Raw genomic sequence first — 18,806 nt, 5'->3', positions numbered from 1 at the left:
TTTGTGCCGCACCCTGACAAAGCCTGGGGGTACGCTGGCCGCTAATGGCTGAGGAACCCGCGGAACTCTCCAAGGGAGAGATTATCGTCGTAAGAACGCAGGATGCGGCGCTCCCGACGCGTTCGCGCAAAGCGGAGGCGGAACCGGTCGATGCACGGCTGCTGCGCGCGATCGGCAGCATCGTTCCGCCCGACCTGCCGCCGATCAGCCAGCTCGGGCTCGAAACCGCGCTGGCGGCCATGGCTGATGCATCGAAAGCGGCGATAGCCTCCGATCTCGACTGCTGGCGCGACTGGTGCGGCGAGGAAGGCCGCACGCCATTGCCCGCCGATCCCGAAGATATGGTGCGCTATGTGAACGCGCTCGACATCAGGGGCAAAAAGCCCGCAACGCTGGCGCGGCGGATCGCGAGCCTTGGCTCGGTCCACCGGCTGATGGGTTTGGCCTCGCCCGCCGCGCCGACCGATGCCCCGATGGTCCGCGATGCACTGAAGGCCGTCCGCCGGCGTAGAGGTGCGCTCCAGCGACAGGCGACCCCTCTGCGGCTGGGCAAGGCGCTTGATCCCCATGCCGCAAAGGGCTTCACCCTGACCGCCATGCTCGACGCTTGTGGCGGCGACCTTCAGGGCCTGCGGGACGCTGCCCTGCTATCGCTTGGCTATGATGCGGGCTTGCGTGTCAGCGAACTCACTGTGGTGGAAGGATTGCATATCGATCCGCAGGAGGATGGTTCGGCGACGCTGTTCATCCCCTTCTCCAAGACCGACCAGGAGCAGGAAGGCGCCTGGGCATGGCTGTCGGCTGAGACGATGCGGCGGGTTGGCGCGTGGCTCGAAGCAAGCGGCATCAAAGAAGGCCCTCTGTTCCGCAGGGTCGGCGTCGACCGGCGGCGCGCGCGGGAAGCCGAACCGGAAACCGCCCTGGCGCGAACGACCTATTCCATTGGAACGGCGCCCCTGACGCGGCAGGGTGTCAACGGCATCTATCGCCGCGTGGCTTATGCAGCTTATGAGCAGGGACTGGTGACATTGCCCGCAGGCAAGTTAACCGACGCGGTGAAGGCCTTGTCCACCCATTCGCTGCGCGTCGGCTTGACCCAGGATCTTTTTGCGGCGGGTGAGGACGGCGCTGGCATTGCCCAAGCGCTGCGCTGGAGCTCGCCGACCACCGCGCTGCGCTACGGCCGAAAGCTCGCGGTGCGCAGCAATGTCGCAGCGCGGGTGCTCTCGAGGGTTCGCAGATGACGCTAATTTCCGCGGCCCACTCAGACTTCGAGATTCCGCTTCTCGTAGACGGTCGATATGACCCGGCCATCCCAGACATAGCAGAGGTGGCGTTCCTGGCGGCAATTGGACAGAAGCCGGGGGCGGAATACCGCCACGCATTCCCCGCTTTCGTCACGCACGCTCCCGTAGAGGATACCATCCGAGCCAGCGCCGCGCAGGTCACGGGCGAGCGCCTGCGACATCGCATAGTTCGCCGGATCATAAAGATCGGGATGGCTTTCGCGCATCGCGCGAATGTCATGTATGTCGGCGGTCAGGTCGACCGCATAGACCCGCATGTCCAGTTCCTGCGCCGGTTCTTCGGTAGCCATGAGAAAGCGCGTGCGATGCCAGGCCGTTTCGGCAATCGCGGTTTCCAGGGCCAAGCTTGCATAGAAGACACCGTAAGATCCGTCGGTGAAGCGATCGCCAAGCGGATTGAGGTGGGTGAAAGCAGCCATGATCGGCGACGTGCCAGGACCAGACACCCTGTCCTCGATCGGAACGAGCGCAAGGTCGCCGGCCTCCTCGCGCAGCCGATCGTTGGTCATCGCCTCGATCTGGAAGACCGCGTCGAGGTCGGCCGGGTCGGCGACGGCCTCGAACAAGGCGATAGGCGGAAAACGGCTGGGCACGATCCGGTAGCAGGGATGCCACCGGACGGCTGCGACAGGAATATCCACCCCTAGCCGCGCTGCGCGTCGATATATTGGCGCACCACATAGAGATCGGCGACATTGCCCGACGTCATGCGCTGGAGCGCGGAACCGCCGCCGAACAGGGCTGCCATGTTCGGCTTGCGGACCCACTCATCCGCCGTCTTGGGCAAGAGAATATGCAGGCCTTTGTAGATTCCGAGGATGTAGGAGATGCGTTCTAGTGCATCCTTGGGGATCGCGGCGACCGCCCCGCGCTTCCAAGCCTGCAACGTCGAACGGCTGTCGAGCCCGAGCAGGCTCATCTGCTCAGGCTCCTTGAGGCCCCAGGCCTCCGCGATACGGAAGAACGTCCGGAGCGCCGGCCCCGTGAGATCCTTGCGGCCTTTCGCCGTGTCATGCGATGCGCTCGCCATGAGAACCTGATCTCCTTTCGACAGGAGATATGTTCAATATCTGAGCAAAAATCAAGATAAGAACGAAATCTGAACATTTCTCCCTTTTGCGCCCTCTTGAGGGTGCGTATAGCGTCTGAGCGATCAGCCATTAGGACGGTGGCGACGCGCGAAGCCTCGCAATCCCAGAGCCGGCCGCTTTGACTTTCGCCTCAAGATCGGCCAATTTGGCATATAATCGCGCCAAGACCCTATCATGAGGAAGGATGTACCGCGCGAGCCAGCCGCGCCGTTCGATCTCGCTGATGCGGTCGCGAAGGCGTGCTATTGTCCCTGCCACCGCATCCCGCTCCATCACCAAGGTGTCGATCTTGCGCTGCCACGCTTTCGACCGCGCCCTCGCGCGACGCACTTCATCGCGCTCGGCCTTTTCCGCCCGACGCCGGGCTTTGGTCGCAGCTTCTTGCTCAATCCGCTCTCTTCTGAGGCGCTCTATCTCGGCCCGTCGGGCTAATGTCTCACTCGAATAGCGCGCAAAGGCCGGACTGCCGATTGGCCCGACACATCGAACGAACCAGCTCAGCCTGCGCCGTGCCTTATGCTCGATCTGCCCAACGCGTTGTGCGGAAAGACCCATGGCTTCGCCGATCTGGCGAAACGTCTTGAGATGTTCCCTCCCAAGCCCATAGCGATAGCGAACAACCTCCTCCTCCTGCGCAGACAAGAGGGAAAGCACCGTATTGACGGTCGTGTCGTCACTTGCTTGGCTCGCAGCCTTCATTGCTTCGACGGCTTGCCGCGCTCCCTCGGCAGCATCCTCGAGAATGCCCATCGGCTCTGTCCTGCCTCATCCCGCGCTAGAACCAGCCGTCGCGCCGGCCCTCGCCATTGTCGCGCAGGCTGCGACCGTCGAGCGCGGACCGGCGGATGTTGAGCTCGACCTCACTGCCCCTACGGGCGATCTGGACATCGCGCGGATCGAGATTGTTGCGGCGGGCATAGTCATCCGCTGCCTTCTCGCTGCCGAACTTGCCGGCCTGTTCGAATTCCCACGCTATCTTCGTCTCCTTCGCTTTCTGAGGGGCGCGCGCTAGCGGCCAAGGCGAGGCCGAGCTGTCACAAAGTCACCTTTCAACGCTTGCTCAGCTCGGCAGCGCAGCACGAGGTAGAGTGTGCCGGCATCCCGCTCGGCATCGATCGGATCGCGCGTCAATGCGGCGCGCAGCGCGGCCTTGAGCCAGAAGCTAGTCGCAGGATCGCCCAGCAGCTTCTCGATTTCTGATCTCTTCTGTTTAGTCACTTTTCCTCCGATGCGGATTATTCGTTGCGAGCCAGTTCCAATGTTTGAGATTGCTGTCGTTCGTGCTATGTTCAATCTCGGAGGTAGGTTCGATGAGCCGGTTCGACTGGGGCACGTATAACGCGACAAAAGACAGCGCTGGCGGTCCCGTGTATTCGTGGGAAACGGACTGGGATGAAGTCGTGCCCGGAGTAAATGCGGACGAGACTTTCGCGGCTCCGCAGTCGTCATGGCAGCTCGCCCTCGCAATTGCGTTTGTGGTAGCGCTCGTGGCGTTTTTCGGATTTCTCTCAAGCGTCATGTAGGATGCGTCATTCGCGTAACTTTGGATCGTTGAAGAAGCCGACGTTGTGACTGTCCGACACTTCCGACCTCGCACGTGATCCCCCTTGCCTGTTGACAGCTCTTCCCGTCTGCGCAGCAGCGCGACCTTCATCGATTTCCTTTCGACCCTCATTGATGATCGCGGCAGCCGCGCCGGGATCGTTTCCGCCTCCCGGGCCCGAGGGTCGCCGGCCACCTCCTGAAGGTGTGTAGTGACCACGGACGTCGCTCTCGGATGCGACATCGGGACGCTGAACAGACACGAGATTCGGTTCATGAAGCTCCGATCGGATTTCATTGCGGATGGTATCGAGACGATCATCCATCCACCTTTCGATCATCGCGCTGCGCGTGGCGCGATCATGCGCCGACAAGTCAGTGGCCCAGAGGTCGGGGACATTGATTGCTGGGTTACGCGCCTGCTCCGCGCGATACCATTGGGCCAGATCCTGGCTCAGGTTTTCGCTGAGATTGAGCCCATGGGATTCCGCATAGCTGGCGTCGCGCGACAGGGATTGCGCGATCTCGTCGAGTTTCTCGGCCGATCGTTGGTAAGATTGAGCAAGAGCAAGGCTTTCTTCGGAAATCCTCGCGCTGGAGTCCGTAATGGACGACCGGCTGAAACTGCCCGAACGATCATAGGTGCCGGCGGACTCACTGGCGCTGGAGCCGCTCGCATGATCGTCGCGGAAGCTGCTCGACGCTGCGCTGCGATCCTCGCTTGAAATATTGCGATTAGTCGAGTGGCTGAGGTCGGATTGTTGCATGCCACGTCCACCAACGCTCGCACCCAGCGAGCCAGACAGCGGACTACCGCCACCGGCGCGCCCGCGACCGCCCGTTCCGGCGCCGACAGAGCCTTCGACGGATTGTTGCACTATGGCTTGGCGCCCGCGGTTGTCCGTGACCGAGAAGCGGTCGGTGTCGGCATTTGATTGCTCGATCCCTTCGGACGTATTGGCGGTTCGGCGATCGAAGCGATCGACCGACGTGGCCGATTGGGAGCCACTGGCGCTTTCGACGCCTGACGTCGTTTCGCTGGAGCGCGTGTGAACCGACGCGTCCCGATCGGTGGCAGTAAGGAGAGTGCTTGCCGTGTTGCGGTAGGATTCCGCCTGCCGTCTTGCCTCGGAGGCAACTTCGCGCATCTCGGCGACACTGTTCGTCGACATGGTCGGCGTGAACGCAAGCCGCGAGATTGCCCCCGTCGTGTCGATGACTTCCTGGCCGTTGCCATAGCTCGAGATGATCGCCCCGTTGTCGGCGCGGTAATCCAATCTCGGAATGCCGGCCATGTAGCTCGGCGCCGTCGACCATTGATCCGACTGGCGCATATTGGCCGAACTGTTGGCGTAACTGACATTTCCGTAGGAGTAGTTTCCCGTCGTCTGCTCGAGCGCCGCCGCTTCGGCGGCATTCTGTGCGGGGGCCAGCATCGCCATCGAATGGCTCGCGATCCCCATCGCGCCGCGAGCCATCCCCGCTGCGAGGAATGGCACGCTCATCAGGAGGAAGCCCGCGATCGTCGCGGTTTCCTCATTGACCGCGCCGATTCCCGCATAGGTCGAGAGCGTCACGCCGCTGGGTGCCATTGCCGCGGCCGAGCCGGTTGCCCGGCTCATGATGATCATGTGCAGCACGACGTAGAGCGGACCCCAGGCGGCCAGGTAAAAGAATCCTGCCGTGTAGCCCTTGAGCGTCGGTACGCCGGTTCGCGGCATGAGGAACAGCGGAAAGATGACCGGGAACATCGCGAAAAAGACGACGGTCAGCACGACGTTGAGAATAGGAACCCAGCTCATTGCCTGCTGCGCGATCGAGCCGTACGTATTGCGCGCCTGGATATCGGCCCGTGTCATAGCGAATGTGTCGATCGCCGCCGCGCCGGTACTCCCGGACATCGAATTGCGCGCCTGCATGAAAGCGTTGATCGCGGTGCTTTGCCGCAGGATGCTCACATGGCCGCCCGCGGTTCCGGTGAAGGCCTGGGTGATCACCGGCACGTCGTCGCGCAGCTTCTGGGCGGCCAGTGCATTGCTGAGCCTGGGATAGAGTTCCTTACCCCAGATCAGCAGGTTGGCCTCGATCATCGGCGTCCACTGCCCATCGAGCGCCGAATAGGCATCGTTGCATGTCCGGATATGACTTTCGACGCCGCCACCCGAAACGCGCGTAATCCAGATCTGCGAGCGCGCCGGTGAACCGGGACCAATCGCGGCCCACAGATCCGGAGAGTTGGCGAGGTCCGTCATCGACTTGAAGCCGAGCATCACGTCATAGAAGACGCATGCCTTGAAATGCTCCTCAAGGTTGGTCGAAAACTCGGCATCGCGGATACGCAGGTTGCGCGTCGCATCGAACAGCCGCGCGCCATAGACCATGCCGTTGGTGGTATAATTAAGCGATGTCGGCATGACGAACACCGTCTCGGCGGTGCGGGTCAGATAGTCGCCTACCTGGCTTGTGAAGCTGGCGATCACCCCAAGTCCGATTGGAACATTGTCGATCGTCGCCGGTGCCAGCGAAGGATTGAGGCGGTCCGTAACCTTGATGTCCACGGTGGGCACCATCAGGCACATGTAGATCGCGGTCGCCTGCAGGAACCAGTTCAGCCAGGCACGCCAGTCGAGGTTGAACGCCACCACGAGGAGCGAATAGATGAGGCCCATCACCATGACGACGCGCAGCATCGACCGGTAGCCCCCTCCTCCAGCCCAGGCCGCAACCGCGTTGAACGTGTTGACGAAGTATTCGCCGCCGCCGATCGTGAAGACTTCGAGCATGGCCGGCCTTCCCTTCCTTGCTATTGCAAGCCTTGGGCGCTGAGTCCGCGGGAGAAGTTGAGCGCGGCCGACATCCCCGGCGTCATCGTGTTCTGAAGCGTCGATTCCAGCATGATCGAGCGATCGATGATCTGCATCGTCACTTGCAGCTTTTGATCGAGCCGCACGCCGCGCTGCTGAAATTTCTGCCGCGTGGCCGCAATCTGCTGGCGCCACTGCGCCGCGGTTTCCTGGTCGAAGGTCTGATAGTGGATCTTCGCCTGCTCGACGCGATCAAGCATGTTGTCGATCATGGCATTGAGGATATCGACCGAGACAATCTCGGCGAGCGTCTGGATCTCGCCGTCGGTCAGCGTGTAGCGTGCAGCCGACTGCACCGCGAGGATCTTGAAGAGCGGGATGCTCGACATATTGAGCAATTGCTTTTCGGCCGCGTCGATCGCCACATCCGTGCGGATCTTCGTCGCGATATCCTTGATCATGGCGGCGATGCGCGGGCGCAATGCCGCGCTTTCAGGAATCGAGAGGGTCTGGGTCGAGATGTTGAGACATAGCGTCTCTTCATCGCAGCGCAGGATGTTGACCGTCGCGCCGCCTGACGTGCCGTCCAGCAACGCGGTCACGACCGCTTCCTCAGCTGGCCCGACCATCGTCACCTGGCCCCCGACACTTGGATCGGTCGAAGGTCGCGTCACGACGGTCCCTACCAGCGTCATGATGTATTCGCTGAATTCCTTGTCGAACGCGCCGAACTTTTGCGATTTGCGGAGCGCCTCCCAGGTATAGTTGTGCGGCTCGCCGACGAGTTGGTCCTTCATTGCCGGATCGCTGTTGGCCGCGATCGTCGAATCTCGCCGATTGCCGTTGTTGCAGTTCTGCCGGGCCGCCGCCCAATCAGAGAATATGCCCTGGCTGTTCCCGACCGCCTCGCAGATCGTGGCGCGGGTCGTGTCCATTTGCGGCCAAATACCGCCGACCAGCGCCTGCGCCGTCTCGCAGCTCGAAATATTCATCTGGTTCAGGAGCTGTGCCTTTTGCGCGAACTCGTCCATCACCTTGCCGATCTCGGGGCTGATGGAATCGATCGCCAGCTTGAAGGCAAAACCCAATGCATTGTTGGCGGTCGCCTTCAGCATGGCGACGATCTCGGACGTGTTGATGAAGGAGAAACTGCCCGAGAAGAGATCGATGCCGCCGCAGCCCGCGCGGGCCGATGGCAGCTGCAGATTGAACGGCGAAACGGACTTCTGGGGAAAGCGCGTCCACAGATTGCCAAGCGAATAGTAGCCCGCCGACTGGCCTTCGAAGGCACTGGGCCCGGTGACGTTGGCCGCGCCGCCAGCGTCGTTGAAGAACGCGTTCATCTCGCTTGCCACACCGGCATGTGCCGACGGCACTGCGAGATGGAGCGACGCAAGAAGGGCCGCCGCGGACGCCGCAGACCGGAACCGGGAGCGAAGAGAATGGCTCATCAGAAATCACTCCCCACAGTCATGTTGGTAAGCGTGAAGATGCGGTCCATGATCTCGTCGGCCGAGAGGATGCCGTAGCCTACCGGTATCGTCCGCTTCGTCACCGTGTCGAACAGGACGAGCGCCGGGGTTTCCTTGCCGGGGATGCCCATGCGCTCTCGTTGGCCACTGTCGACGAGATAGTTGGGAAAATCCTTCGATGGGCCACCGTCCATCGACACAGCCATCACCGTCAGACGGTGGCTGTCCGCCACCGACCGCAGAATGGGTCCAGCGACATCGCAGGCGGCGCAGCTCTGTGCGTAAAAATAGAACAGGCCATAACGCTCACCGAGGCGGGTCAGAACCGCGTCGCGGTCCGCCTTGCGGTTATCGATCCATGTCCGTTTGCCCAATGTCGAGACCGGGCGTTGCAAAGTGTAGTCCATGTCCGGATGCTGCCAGATCGCCCGCTGCCAGACGTCGGAGAAGGTCGAGGCGCGGTCCAGCTGCTCGCGCTGGAAGCGGACATAGGCCACAACATTCTCCTCGCTTGGATCGAGGATCGCGCGTGCCTTCAGCTCATCAAGCGTGGACCTGACAGCAGCAAGCTGTTCGGCCGCCGGCACCGGCGGGGACACCGGCTTGTCCTTCGGTGCTCGCCGAGCAGGATCACAATAGAACCATGTGCCGAGGCGCCGTTCACCGCAATAGAAGGGGTCGCCGGCAGATTGTTCCCCGCCTTCCTCGCCAGCAATAGCCGCTGGGCCGGACGTGAACGCCGTAACGGCAATCGCCAAAGCAGTCAGCAGGGCAGGAACGGGGCGGTGCGATGCTCCCATCTCGCGGGCAACGGAGTGCCGACGCCAGAAGACGCCGGGGATACAAAGCGGCGAAGTGCGGCGCGGATCAGCCGCCGCCAGGAGCGGATCGGGCATAATATTCCTCTATCTTCTTCTGGATGTCGGACATGGTCTGGACTTCATCAGGCAGCTTCGCGGCGTCGATGAACTCGGCGTAGACCTCGGTGAAATCCATCTTCGACAGGTCGAGGCTCGCGAACTCGTGGATGCTGAATCCGCGGCATTGCTCGTTCTTGGGTTTGCCCCAGGGCTTGCCGAGCTGGATGCGGCCCTGCTCCTGCAGGATGCGTGAGAGCTTGCTCTCGAAGCAGCAATAGGCCGTCCGCCTGGTTTTGCAGATGCCGAGAAAGCTACTCGAGCAATAGGTTCCGACCCTGTAGCAGAAACCCATGCGATCCTTGATGTCGAGCATCTTCTCCTGGGTGGAGCAGGCGAACAGAGTGAGGAATGGCGTCGCAAGCGCCGCTATGGCAGCCGGTCCGCCGGCGAGCGCAGCCGCTCCGGCACCGACAGTGAGCAAGCCCGACACTTTGCCGGCGCAGCAGTTGATGAGGCCGAACACCGGCTTGTGGCAGGTCTCGCGCTCGCCGCTGAACACCGTCAATTCGTCGGGATTGAACTCCTCGCCCGCCTGGCCGATCGCGTGCAGCGCAACCAGTGCATCCTTGAGTTCTGTCGAAGCCTCCCGTTCGATCGTCTCGCATTCGCCGTTGAGGCAGTAGACGTCGTTTCCGCAGATATATTGCTGTTCGTCGGAAGCTCCGCCGGACCCTGGCGTGGGACACCTGTAGATCCGCTCGCGCACTTCGCAGCCGGGCGAGGCTTCATCGTCGTCAAGACATTCTTCGCGGACGAACGTGCATTGGGGGTTCGCCTCGAGGGACGGACAATCGTTGCCGGCGGAGAGTGTATGGCACAGATAGGTCCGGTTCCACGCCCAGCAGGGCTGTGTAACGGCCACGCCGTCCACGATCCGCGTGACGGGATCGCTTGATGTGCAAACCTCCTCTTGCTGGACACACATCCTGTCGCCGGCGAATGCGGCGCAGGCCGCCTCATTGCGCGTTGCTCTGACATTGGTCGCTTCCGCGTCCTTCGACAGCCAATATTCGCCCGTCGCGATGACGATGCCGGGATGATAGTAGCCGGGCGTGATGCCTTGCGCCGGGCCGCTGCATTTTAGCTCATAGGCGGTGTGGCCGAGCGACGGGCAAGAGGTTGCGGCAGTAAATCCGAAGGGGCCGAAATTGCTGCAATAATCGATTGCACGTGTTTCCTGACAGATACCGTTTGCCACCTCATCGTCGAACGCCGCCCGGGCAGGATAGACACCGCCGTCCGTGGGCATCGTGCTCATGCGTCCGGCCCAATAGGTATAGGTTTCACGCTTTTCGACCGAAACGCTAAGCGGGATCGTGCAGGATCGGACATGCTCGGTGAGCTTGCTGCCAACATTGCAGCTGGTCTCGTACCAGCCCTGCGGTTTCTCCCCAGGTGGAAGCGGGACGCAACTGCCCTGCCCGCCGCTGATATCCTCGCCTTCGAGATATGCCTGCGGATCCTCCTCGATGGCTCGACCGCGCGCGATATCGGCCTTGATTTCGGCTGCATCGAACTTTGGGCGGACGCGATCACCTTCGATGATCGTCCGATAGCCCTCATGCGAGCCGGTCTGCGACGATGCGTCTGACACCATCCGGTCGGGATCATCGAAATAGGAGGATTGAGGCAGCGTGGTGCCCTGATAGCCCGGCACCTCTAGTGCCTGGCCATCCGAGTCCGGAATAAGCGTGCCGTCCTGGCGGAAGGCTTCGGCCATCGCCTTGCCCTCAGCTCTTGCATCCGCGGTCGTTTCCTGCGCCAGCGCAGGCGCCGCGGCCGCGAACGCGGCGAAGGCCAGCAAGACGCGACGCAGGCTCATTGCCGCTTCCGGAGATTGGCGAGCGCCACGCCGGCGACCGTCGCGCCGGGGCCACGACCATCGGCAAAGGATGTCAGCGCATGTTCGACAGTGACATTGCCAGTGAGGCGATCATTGGGCGGGACCACCGTCTTGCAGCGAAAGCCTTCGCACAGGTCGAAATCGGACCCGACGGCGATGTAAGTCGGGACGGCCTGGACTTCGAATGCCCGGAATAGACGAGGGTCGATCCCTATGCTGGCATAGTCGGCCTCGTCCTTGACCAGTCGCGCGATCGCGGACTGGAACGCTTTCATGGAGTTGTCCGGGAAACCGCGAAACACGACAACGCCGCCCGCGCGCGAGACGTCGGCAATCATTCGCTTCAGGGACTCCTCCGGCATGGACAGGCTGGCGAAGGCGATGAACTGCGGGGCTTGTCCACGCGGCGCATCGATATTTCCGACCGCGCCGGCGACCAGTTCGTCGAAGTCGACGACGCCCTTGGGACCGACGGGCAGGTCCGCGGGCGAAAGGCGTCTCAGGTTTTCCCTGCCGCCATCGGCCGTCGCCGTGGCCTCCTCGCGCAGGGCATCCCCGCGATCCTTGACATGCGCGACGAACGTCTCGGCGTCCTCTGCCATCGCCGCGGCGCGGGCCTTGATTGCCTGAACGTCGATTTCGTCGGTGGTCTGCGCAAGCAGCGCGGAGACACCAACAACCCCTGTAAGCGCGACACATGTGATGAGAATCCTGCGCACGGCCCCCTCCCCCTACAGCACACAGCAGTTGCGCTTGCGCCAGACCAGGTAGCCCATGTCCTCGCCGGCGGCCGGATAGGCGCGGCCGGCGTCGGGCGGCATGGTCGACGCGCCGATCGGCGAACAGGCATAGCGCCCCGACACCGTCGTGATCGGGTTGGTCATCTGGAAGCGATACTGCTGCTTGCGCATGATCGGCATGAGGTACTTCTTGCAAAGGCCCTTCGAGCCCATCGTCCCCCAGGCCAGCCCCATCCGGTGCATCTTGTACGCGAAGCGCGAGAGGGCGAGCCGCGAGGACTGCACATGGCCGATATGCGAAGGGATGTTGCCGTTAAGCGGGTACATCGTCCCCTGACAGCCCGCGCACCAGAACAGCGAGTCGAGCGGCAAATTGACGGTCGAGGTGACGCAGTCGCCGGCACAGGCGGCGACTGCGAGTGGATTGGCAAACACCACCGCCTCGGGATTGATAAGCGCGGTCAGGGTATCGTCCTGCCAGAGCGGATCGATCTCCGTCATATAGGCGATATCGAACGACGCCTGCTCGAAGCAGAGGAAGTCCGTCAAAATCTCCATCCAGTAGAGCAGCGGGTAAACGTACCAGTGGACGTGCCACTTCGCCGTGTTCTGGCTCTTGCCGCCGACCTGGCTCGGTCCCGCAAGCATGCCCTGGCCGATGTCGAAGCCGGGCGCGATCTTCTTCCCGCCGAGGTTTACGAAGCACCATGGCTTCATAGTCACGTCCGCCAGCCTGACCGGCTCCCAGAACCCGACCGAAATCCCGATACGCGGCAAAGGATCGGCACACGCGCAGATTGGCGACGCTGGATTGTTGGTGTCGGGCCTGCCGCTCGGCCAGATCTTGAGGCCACCGACCGACAGCGGGAACAGGCAAGACCAGCAGACGTCCGTAACAGGATTGACGAACTTGCCCGAGCATCCGACCGCTTCCGCGCGGCCCGGCAGGAGCGCAACCGAGCCGAACAGGGCCAAGATGGCGGCAAGGAGACGGAGCGGTCTCACGGCTCGACCTCTCCATGTCGACCGGCAAGCCAGGCATCGTCGGCGGCGTTCTTTGCCCGGAAGTAGCGGATGCCACAGAGAAGTGCGGCGAGCAGCAGCACGGCGCAAACGAGGCCCGCGGCATTGCCCGCGAGCGCGCGAAGCGGTTGCAGGCAGAGGATCGAGGCCGCAAGCGCGATGCACAGGAGTTGCCACAAGTGGCGCCTGCGGCGGAGCATCCTTGTCTCGGGCGCTGCCATCGGTGTGCGCAGCATGTCGAGCCAGATCGGCATCACTTCGCCCCCTGCCGCGCTAGGACATGCTCGCGCACCTGCATGACCTTGCCTTGCTGGCTCACGACTGCCGGCGTGTGGCGAATGCCGAACCGCTCGGTCAGCACGCCGTTCTGATCGAAATAGAAGCGGCGCTTGCGGTTGGTCATTTCATCGATCGGAGAGCCGGCAACGAGGATGATCTTGGCGTCCGTTGCGTTCCAGCGCCCGGTCGCCCACGCCATCTGCCTGGCATCGTCGCCATCGACGAAGACGAGTGCCTGGCGCACCGTCACGAAATCGAGAGGGTTCACGCGCTGCCCAGCGGCTGCGATGAGATTGCCCTTCTGGTCGCGGATGTCCCGCTCGACGACCATCGCCGGATCGAATTGCCAGCTCCGCTCCCGGATCGCCGGGGTTATCCCGGCGACCGGCTTAGGCCGACGCACGGATTGCTCGACGCGGCGCGCGAACTGTTGATTGAGCGCGTCGATCTGGCCCGATGACTGGAGCCGGGCCAAGCGGGCCTCGATCGTCGCCAGCAGGTCTGGCTCGATTATCGGAAAGGCTTGTGCCTGCGTCCCATAGTCGCGCGCCTGGGTGGACGCGGTGGCGCCGACGGCGACGAGAAGGCCTGTCCCAACTATGCGAAGGACGGGAGCTCTCACAACACCGCCTCCCCGGTGCCGAGGATTTGCGGGCGGCAGATGAACCCGATTTCGCCGTAGCGGCTGTCAAAGCTGTCGGGATGCGGAGTTCCCACGAAATAGCAGCCCTCCGGCACCGTGCCGATCGGCCCAGGTGTCAGCTTCTCGCCGCGCCGCGTCACTTCCTTCATCGAGCCGACGAGATGCCCGTTCACCAGGACTTCTGCGCCTCGATGCTCGACGAGATCGCCGGGCATGCCATAGACGATCTTTCCGAATGCCCCTGGGTTCTCGCCGAAATGCGCGCGCACGAGCGCGTTCACGGGCGGGACGAAGAAGAGATAATCGCCGCGCTTGGGCGCTCTGCCCCGGTCGATGGTGAAGGCCCAGTTGGGCAGGGATTCAGAGGCGTTGATGAACAATGCGTGGTTCTCGCGCCAGGACGACAGCGCGCTCGCGGCGATGCCGCCAATCCCAATGAGGCCGAGCAGCAGCCAGCGCCGCCTAGCCGGTCCGCGGGTTTCAGTTGGCGGGGCCATCGGGCGCGCTCCCGAAAGGTGAGGCCGTTGCAGGTGCGGTCTGCGGTGCAGCCGGTGCGGGAGCGGGAGAGCCACCACCTATCCTGGCCTGGAGTTCGGCAGGTGAGGCAGGACGCGGAATAGCGATGCCACTCGCATAAACCGCCCTTCTCACTTCATCGGTGATATCCGGGACATTGCGCGTGAGGACCGCTTCCGCGACCAGGACCGTCTCGCCCTTGGCGGCGCGCACAGCCATCTGGCCATCAAGCGATGCCATGAAGGCACGCATCTCGTGCTCGACCTGATCGGGCGGCGACGCGCTACGGGCCTGTGCCTGGATATACTCGCCGACAAGGCCGGACAGCTTTACCGCAACGATGCGCTGTTGCGATGGCGGTGAGAGTAAGGAGCGCGTCACCCACATGCCCCAGGCGAGAGCGGCAAGGAGGATCGCCAGGGCTGCGAGCTGCAGCACCGACAGGCCTGCAAACGCGGTCCGGCGCTTGCGCGGCTGCTCCGTGCCGACAGGGCGTGGGAGATCGAGCTCAGGTTCGTGTGAAAGATCGGTCATGTCGTCTCTCCCCCCGATGATCCGGATTGCCGCAGGGCATGCCAGCGGAGCACACCGACGATCAGGAACAGAATGGCAACCAGCCCGACCAGCAGCAGTTGGAACGAGCCTTGCCGCTGTGCACCCGCCTCGAGATAGCGCGCCGAAAGATTGCTCAGCTGGAGGAAGAAGCCATCGAAGCTGAGATTGCCGAGCAGAGCCAGGAAGCAGACGAACAGGCCGAGGACTACGAGCATGTTGGTTGCAGCCCATCCCGCTGTGCGAAGCCCATGATAAATCACCGCTTGCCAGTTCAGTACACGGCGACGCCGTGGAGGACGGTGGCGGTGCAGCACGATGCGTTCGGGGACCGGCATGGCTATTCCGCCGCGAGCGTAACCTTGCCGCTCGCCTCCTGTCCGTTTGCTTCTATCGCCGGTTCGAGCAACCGTTCGATTGCTTCCTCGATCGTGAGTCCCTCGCGTACCCCCGCTTCGATCGCCGCGAAGGTGCGTGGGCTCGACGAATAGACCGCCGCCGAGAAGGGATCGAGCACGAGCCGGCCCAGCGCCAGCGTGTCAGGGCCTTTGATCAGAAGGTCGGAATATTCCGTGCCGTTGCGTTTCAATGATCGGAGCAGCGCGTCGGTATGGCTGTCCATGTCGAAACGGTCGTGTTTTTTGAAATCGGCGATGGTTTCCGGCTTCTGCTGAAGAATGACGAACCAATCGCTGTTCTCAAGCGCGGCCTTTGATCCGTCCGACTTGTAGTAGTCGTTCAATGACTGGGTCGCGGTGATGAGCGACGCGCCATATTTGCGGCATGTCCGGCTGTAGGTCTCGATGAAATCGGCCATCGCGCCGCCGCGCAGCATCTGCCAGGCTTCGTCGAGGAGCAGCGCCTTGGGGATCGCGCGGTCGATTCGGCGCATCGCCTGCGATGACATGAACATGATCGCGGTCAGCACGACCGAACGCAGTTCCTCGCGGGATGCAAGGTCGGAAAGCTCGAACACGGTGAAATCGGCCTCGAGACGGAAGCTCACGTCCCCGCTGAAGAAGCGGCCATAGGTGCCCGCGCTCGAAAATGGGCGCATGGCGATGGCGAGATCTCCGGCAAGCATGTTGCCGGTGGCATCGAGCGCGGCGATCACATCGTCGACGCTGCCCGCCCTGCCCTTCTCGTTCCAGATCTGGTTGACAGCGCCGTCGATCAGTCCCCGCTCGGTATCATTCAGCCGGTCCATATGGCGCGCCATCTGCGAGACGATCGCCTTCAGCATCGCCATGCAGTCGAGCAGATAATCCTCGTCCTCTTCCGCCCGCGTGCCGTCGATCATGGCAAAGGGATTGAGGCAGAAGCCGGACGACATGGTGAATTCGACGAAGGCACCGCCCTGGAGCCTTGCAGAGTGCTCAAAGGAACGTCCGTCGTCGATCACCACCACTTTCGCCCCGGCACCGCATAGCGATGCGCACAGTTCCTGAAGCGCAACCGATTTGCCTGAGCCCGACTTACCGAACACTGCGACATTATGATTGCCGGCGGCATTTTCGAACGGCGACCAGAAGAAGGGCTGTCCACGCCGGCCCACCAGCAGGAGATGCGGGATCGGACCGCCCAGATACTCGCCCTGCAAGGGCGCGAGATTGCAGGCCGTGGTCGTAAGCATCGTGCGCATGCGCTTCATGCGCTCGAGATCGCGTGAGAGACCATCGGCGAGTGTGATCGGCATGGCGCAGAGCAGGCCCATGATCTGCAGATAGCGATCGTCGTGAAGGTCCCAGCCTGCGGCGCGATAGACGGACTTCACTATTCTCTCATGGGCGTCGCCCTGCCCCTTGGGCGAGAACGACGTCAGCGAGTAGAAGCAGCGCACAAGCTTGCGGCCCTGTCGGAGCTCATCCTGGACATACTGCCATTCGCGCGACTGTTCGCGCAGCTGCGGCAGGAAGCGCGCCGATTTAGAATCGGCGAGGCTGGTGGTCCGCATGAACTTGTAGCCCGCCTTGCTCGCGGACGCCTGTTCGTCGGGATATTGAAGACAAAGCACGGTCGCAACCGGACAGGGCATCCGCAGCTTGTCCGTGAACAGGTCGCCGATTAGCCTCGCCACATCCCAGGGCGCCCAGCGGCTCGGCAGGTTGCGCACCGAGAAGGAGCGCAGGTCGAACGTGTCGGGATAGATTTCGCCGATCTCGGGCGCACCATCGACATCCGCACCCGTCGGACGGAAGCGCTCGGTACGCAGCAGGAGCCGGTCGGGCTCGATCCTGAGCTCGATGTCGCGCCGGACGGCCTGGTCGGCGATCGGGTCGAACGGACTGTAGCTGGTCGGATCGTCACCCGCTGCCGTTGTCGGAGACGTCATGTCGTCAATGAGCGCAATGAGTGCGACGGGATCGAGGACGCGGGTCGGCACATCGATCGACTGGAGCGTCGAGACGAGGCCCTCTCGTACCGAAACCAATGCGTCGGTCGTTACCGATGCAGTATCGGGGACGCTCACCGAAATCACGATACGGTGATTGCGAAGATGGAAGGGGGCATCGGCCGACAGCGACCGCCAGACGCCGGCGCTCAGATAATCGGCGCGGTGTCGTGCCATGCGCTCGTAGATGCCACGGGCCCGGTAGCGGGGCACGAACCATTGCGAAACCCGGTCCCCGATCCGGGGCGACATCCAGTGAAGGATCTGGACGCAGCATTGCGCTGGGATGGCCTCCGAGAGGAACTGGGTCAGGATCTCGGCCGTCCGCTCGTCTCCGCCGACCAGCGGCGCCGCCTCGATTGCAAAACCCCGCGACCCGCTGTTGAAGAACAGCGACGTTTTCTGGTCGAAACTGCGATAGGGCAACCAATGTGCGAGCATTGGGACTCCGTGACTGGGCGGGCGCGTATCGGGCTTGCCGTCCGCGCCAAGAACCCGCTCGACGATCCCGCTGAAAAGACCGGGTCCAGTCATCAATCTTCCTCCGGAGCGCCCGGCAATCCCGGCGCGCGTATGGGTACCGCGCCCGTAGCGCTGGCCTCGGGCGAAACGGCTTGCGAAGGAATGGAGGGGGACGGCTTCGAATCAGGGTCAGTATCGTGCTTGGGCCTTGCAAGCACCGCTTCGACTTTCGCGCGGACCTCTTCGACAGAAGTAGGTTGGCGCACAGCTTCCGTCGCGACCTGCCCCGGTATCTCGGCATCGGCGGCTGATAGGGTATTGCCGTACCGCAAGGGCGGAGCTGCCATCGCCGTGCCGGCGAGTGGTGCAGCGACGCGTGGTGTTGCACCACTTATGGCATCCGGGACGTGCGCCACCTCGCCTGCCGGCACCCAGTCTCCACTCTCGACGACGGTGTGAATCGCGCTCGCTTCATGGAGGCGGCCAAGGTCGTCGATATAGGACGGGAACATGATGCGCAGCACCTTTTCCCCGGAGCGGCGCTGCGGTGCGTTGACGGCTCTCGCCAGGGTGTTGCTGCACTGCCCACCGGCGCAGCGGGTGGCCGCCGGCTTGGCTTCTTCTGCGGTCTCTCCCACCAGCAGCGCGACTGCTGCATCATCGATGCGCGAGGTGGGCGCGCAGGTTCCGTCGGGCGCACGGCACGCGAAATTGCCCTTCACATTGCCGTTCAGTATCGAGCAGCCGCCAAGCAGGCCAAGCACCAGGATAGGCGCTGCCATGCGCGCCCGAAATGCGATCGATCGGCCTCGCATCACCGCGCTCCCTTCAACCAGGCGGCGAGCGCGTCTTTAGGGCGGTAGCCCTCGATCATCGCGCCGTCGCTGCGCACGATGACCGGTGTGCCTGCGATGCCGTTGGCGGCCGCGAACTTCTCGTTGGCATCAAGCCCCGAGGTATCGCAGTTCGCTGGTTCAAGCGTATCGCCGGCGTAGGCCCTGCGTAGTGCGCGGGCCGGGTCCTTCGCGCAGTAGACGCGCTCACTCAGCGCGCGGCTTCCAAGGATCGAGATCGGCCGTTCCACGACGCGAACATTGAGCTCGGAGAGTACGCTGCTGAGCGCCCGGCAATAGGCGCATGTGAAATCGCTGAACACGGTGACCGTCGGACCCGACATATTGCCCCAGATGATCGCTCCCGACTTGGGGAGCCCGGTGAGC

At 62.9% G+C, this 18,806-nt stretch carries 21 protein-coding genes; 3 read left to right on the top strand and 18 right to left on the bottom strand.

Translation table 11 applies throughout. The features are described 5' to 3' along the window. Positions 1-44 precede the first annotated feature (44 nt). A complete protein-coding gene (locus tag D2V17_RS11225; protein ID WP_022684049.1) occupies positions 45-1,244 on the top strand; it encodes a tyrosine-type recombinase/integrase in 1,200 nt (399 codons plus the stop codon). A 20-nt stretch (positions 1,245-1,264) separates the two neighbouring features. On the opposite strand, the gene D2V17_RS11220 is transcribed toward D2V17_RS11225, so the two are convergent. The 3 genes from D2V17_RS11220 to D2V17_RS11210 all read right to left on the bottom strand — a co-directional run bounded on the left by D2V17_RS11220 (position 1,265) and on the right by D2V17_RS11210 (position 3,148). Beyond that, positions 1,265-1,948: an RES family NAD+ phosphorylase gene (locus D2V17_RS11220; protein ID WP_022684048.1), complete on the bottom strand. Its 684-nt coding sequence runs from the start codon at positions 1,946-1,948 to the stop codon at positions 1,265-1,267. A gap of 2 nt (positions 1,949-1,950) precedes the next feature. After that, positions 1,951-2,337: an antitoxin Xre-like helix-turn-helix domain-containing protein gene (locus tag D2V17_RS11215; RefSeq protein ID WP_022684047.1), complete on the bottom strand. Its 387-nt coding sequence runs from the start codon at positions 2,335-2,337 to the stop codon at positions 1,951-1,953. A 130-nt stretch (positions 2,338-2,467) separates the two neighbouring features. Then, a complete protein-coding gene (locus D2V17_RS11210; protein WP_081643371.1) occupies positions 2,468-3,148 on the bottom strand; it encodes a sigma factor-like helix-turn-helix DNA-binding protein in 681 nt (226 codons plus the stop codon). On the opposite strand from D2V17_RS11210, the gene D2V17_RS22005 reads away from it, so the two are divergent. After that, positions 3,141-3,410 (top strand): hypothetical protein, encoded by a 270-nt coding sequence (locus tag D2V17_RS22005; RefSeq protein ID WP_022684045.1) that lies wholly within the window; start codon positions 3,141-3,143, stop codon positions 3,408-3,410. The genes D2V17_RS11210 and D2V17_RS22005 overlap by 8 nt on opposite strands. Here the strand turns inward: D2V17_RS22005 and D2V17_RS11200 are convergent. Continuing rightward, the gene (locus D2V17_RS11200) at positions 3,407-3,616 is read right to left on the bottom strand and encodes a hypothetical protein (protein ID WP_022684044.1); all 210 of its coding nucleotides are present in this window, start codon (positions 3,614-3,616) and stop codon (positions 3,407-3,409) included. The genes D2V17_RS22005 and D2V17_RS11200 overlap by 4 nt on opposite strands. Before the next feature lie 92 nt (positions 3,617-3,708). On the opposite strand from D2V17_RS11200, the gene D2V17_RS11195 reads away from it, so the two are divergent. After that, positions 3,709-3,921, top strand: coding sequence for a hypothetical protein (locus D2V17_RS11195; RefSeq protein WP_022684043.1), 213 nt, complete (start codon positions 3,709-3,711; stop codon positions 3,919-3,921). A 6-nt stretch (positions 3,922-3,927) separates the two neighbouring features. Here D2V17_RS11195 and D2V17_RS11190 read toward each other — a convergent pair whose 3' ends face one another. The 14 genes from D2V17_RS11190 to D2V17_RS11125 form a co-directional block, all read right to left on the bottom strand. Beyond that, positions 3,928-6,723 (bottom strand): conjugal transfer protein TraG N-terminal domain-containing protein, encoded by a 2,796-nt coding sequence (locus D2V17_RS11190; RefSeq protein ID WP_022684042.1) that lies wholly within the window; start codon positions 6,721-6,723, stop codon positions 3,928-3,930. 20 nt (positions 6,724-6,743) lie between these two features. Further along, entirely contained in the window at positions 6,744-8,087 is a 1,344-nt protein-coding gene (locus D2V17_RS11185) for a conjugal transfer protein TraH (protein ID WP_119593039.1), read from the bottom strand. Positions 8,088-8,194: 107 nt separating this feature from the next. Further along, a complete protein-coding gene (locus D2V17_RS11180) occupies positions 8,195-9,016 on the bottom strand; it encodes a conjugal transfer protein TraF (RefSeq protein ID WP_028056195.1) in 822 nt (273 codons plus the stop codon). A 67-nt stretch (positions 9,017-9,083) separates the two neighbouring features. After that, the gene (locus D2V17_RS11175) at positions 9,084-10,958 is read right to left on the bottom strand and encodes a conjugal transfer protein TraN (RefSeq protein WP_022684039.1); all 1,875 of its coding nucleotides are present in this window, start codon (positions 10,956-10,958) and stop codon (positions 9,084-9,086) included. After that, entirely contained in the window at positions 10,955-11,698 is a 744-nt protein-coding gene (gene trbC, locus D2V17_RS11170; RefSeq protein WP_022684038.1) for a type-F conjugative transfer system pilin assembly protein TrbC, read from the bottom strand. Before trbC ends, D2V17_RS11175 begins: the two co-directional genes overlap by 4 nt. Positions 11,699-11,710: 12 nt before the next feature. After that, positions 11,711-12,724 carry a conjugal transfer pilus assembly protein TraU gene (gene traU, locus D2V17_RS11165; RefSeq protein WP_022684037.1) on the bottom strand — a complete coding sequence of 338 codons (1,014 nt, stop codon included), beginning with the start codon at positions 12,722-12,724 and terminating at the stop codon, positions 11,711-11,713. Next, a complete protein-coding gene (locus D2V17_RS11160; RefSeq protein WP_022684036.1) occupies positions 12,721-12,996 on the bottom strand; it encodes a hypothetical protein in 276 nt (91 codons plus the stop codon). Before D2V17_RS11160 ends, traU begins: the two co-directional genes overlap by 4 nt. After that, positions 12,996-13,622: a type-F conjugative transfer system protein TraW gene (traW, locus tag D2V17_RS11155; RefSeq protein ID WP_028056193.1), complete on the bottom strand. Its 627-nt coding sequence runs from the start codon at positions 13,620-13,622 to the stop codon at positions 12,996-12,998. The genes D2V17_RS11160 and traW overlap by 1 nt, the downstream gene beginning before the upstream one ends. 17 nt (positions 13,623-13,639) lie before the next feature. Next, positions 13,640-14,161, bottom strand: coding sequence for a S26 family signal peptidase (locus tag D2V17_RS11150; RefSeq protein WP_022684034.1), 522 nt, complete (start codon positions 14,159-14,161; stop codon positions 13,640-13,642). Beyond that, positions 14,145-14,714, bottom strand: coding sequence for a TrbI F-type domain-containing protein (locus tag D2V17_RS11145; protein ID WP_022684033.1), 570 nt, complete (start codon positions 14,712-14,714; stop codon positions 14,145-14,147). Before D2V17_RS11145 ends, D2V17_RS11150 begins: the two co-directional genes overlap by 17 nt. Then, the gene (locus D2V17_RS11140) at positions 14,711-15,070 is read right to left on the bottom strand and encodes a hypothetical protein (RefSeq protein WP_022684032.1); all 360 of its coding nucleotides are present in this window, start codon (positions 15,068-15,070) and stop codon (positions 14,711-14,713) included. Before D2V17_RS11140 ends, D2V17_RS11145 begins: the two co-directional genes overlap by 4 nt. A gap of 2 nt (positions 15,071-15,072) precedes the next feature. After that, positions 15,073-17,658, bottom strand: a complete 2,586-nt coding sequence (gene traC, locus D2V17_RS11135; RefSeq protein WP_022684031.1) for a type IV secretion system protein TraC — start codon at positions 17,656-17,658, stop codon at positions 15,073-15,075. Beyond that, positions 17,658-18,368, bottom strand: a complete 711-nt coding sequence (locus D2V17_RS11130) for a TraV family lipoprotein (RefSeq protein ID WP_191229160.1) — start codon at positions 18,366-18,368, stop codon at positions 17,658-17,660. Before D2V17_RS11130 ends, traC begins: the two co-directional genes overlap by 1 nt. A 32-nt stretch (positions 18,369-18,400) precedes the next feature. Beyond that, positions 18,401-18,806, bottom strand: a 406-nt coding sequence (locus tag D2V17_RS11125; protein ID WP_147367366.1) for a DsbC family protein, incomplete at its 5' end; no start/stop codon positions are given.

It is taken from the genome of Aurantiacibacter xanthus (genome assembly GCF_003584015.1).
GTDB classification, from domain to species: Bacteria; Pseudomonadota; Alphaproteobacteria; order Sphingomonadales; family Sphingomonadaceae; genus Alteraurantiacibacter; species Alteraurantiacibacter xanthus.
This window is presented reverse-complemented; position numbering and strand designations above follow the sequence as displayed.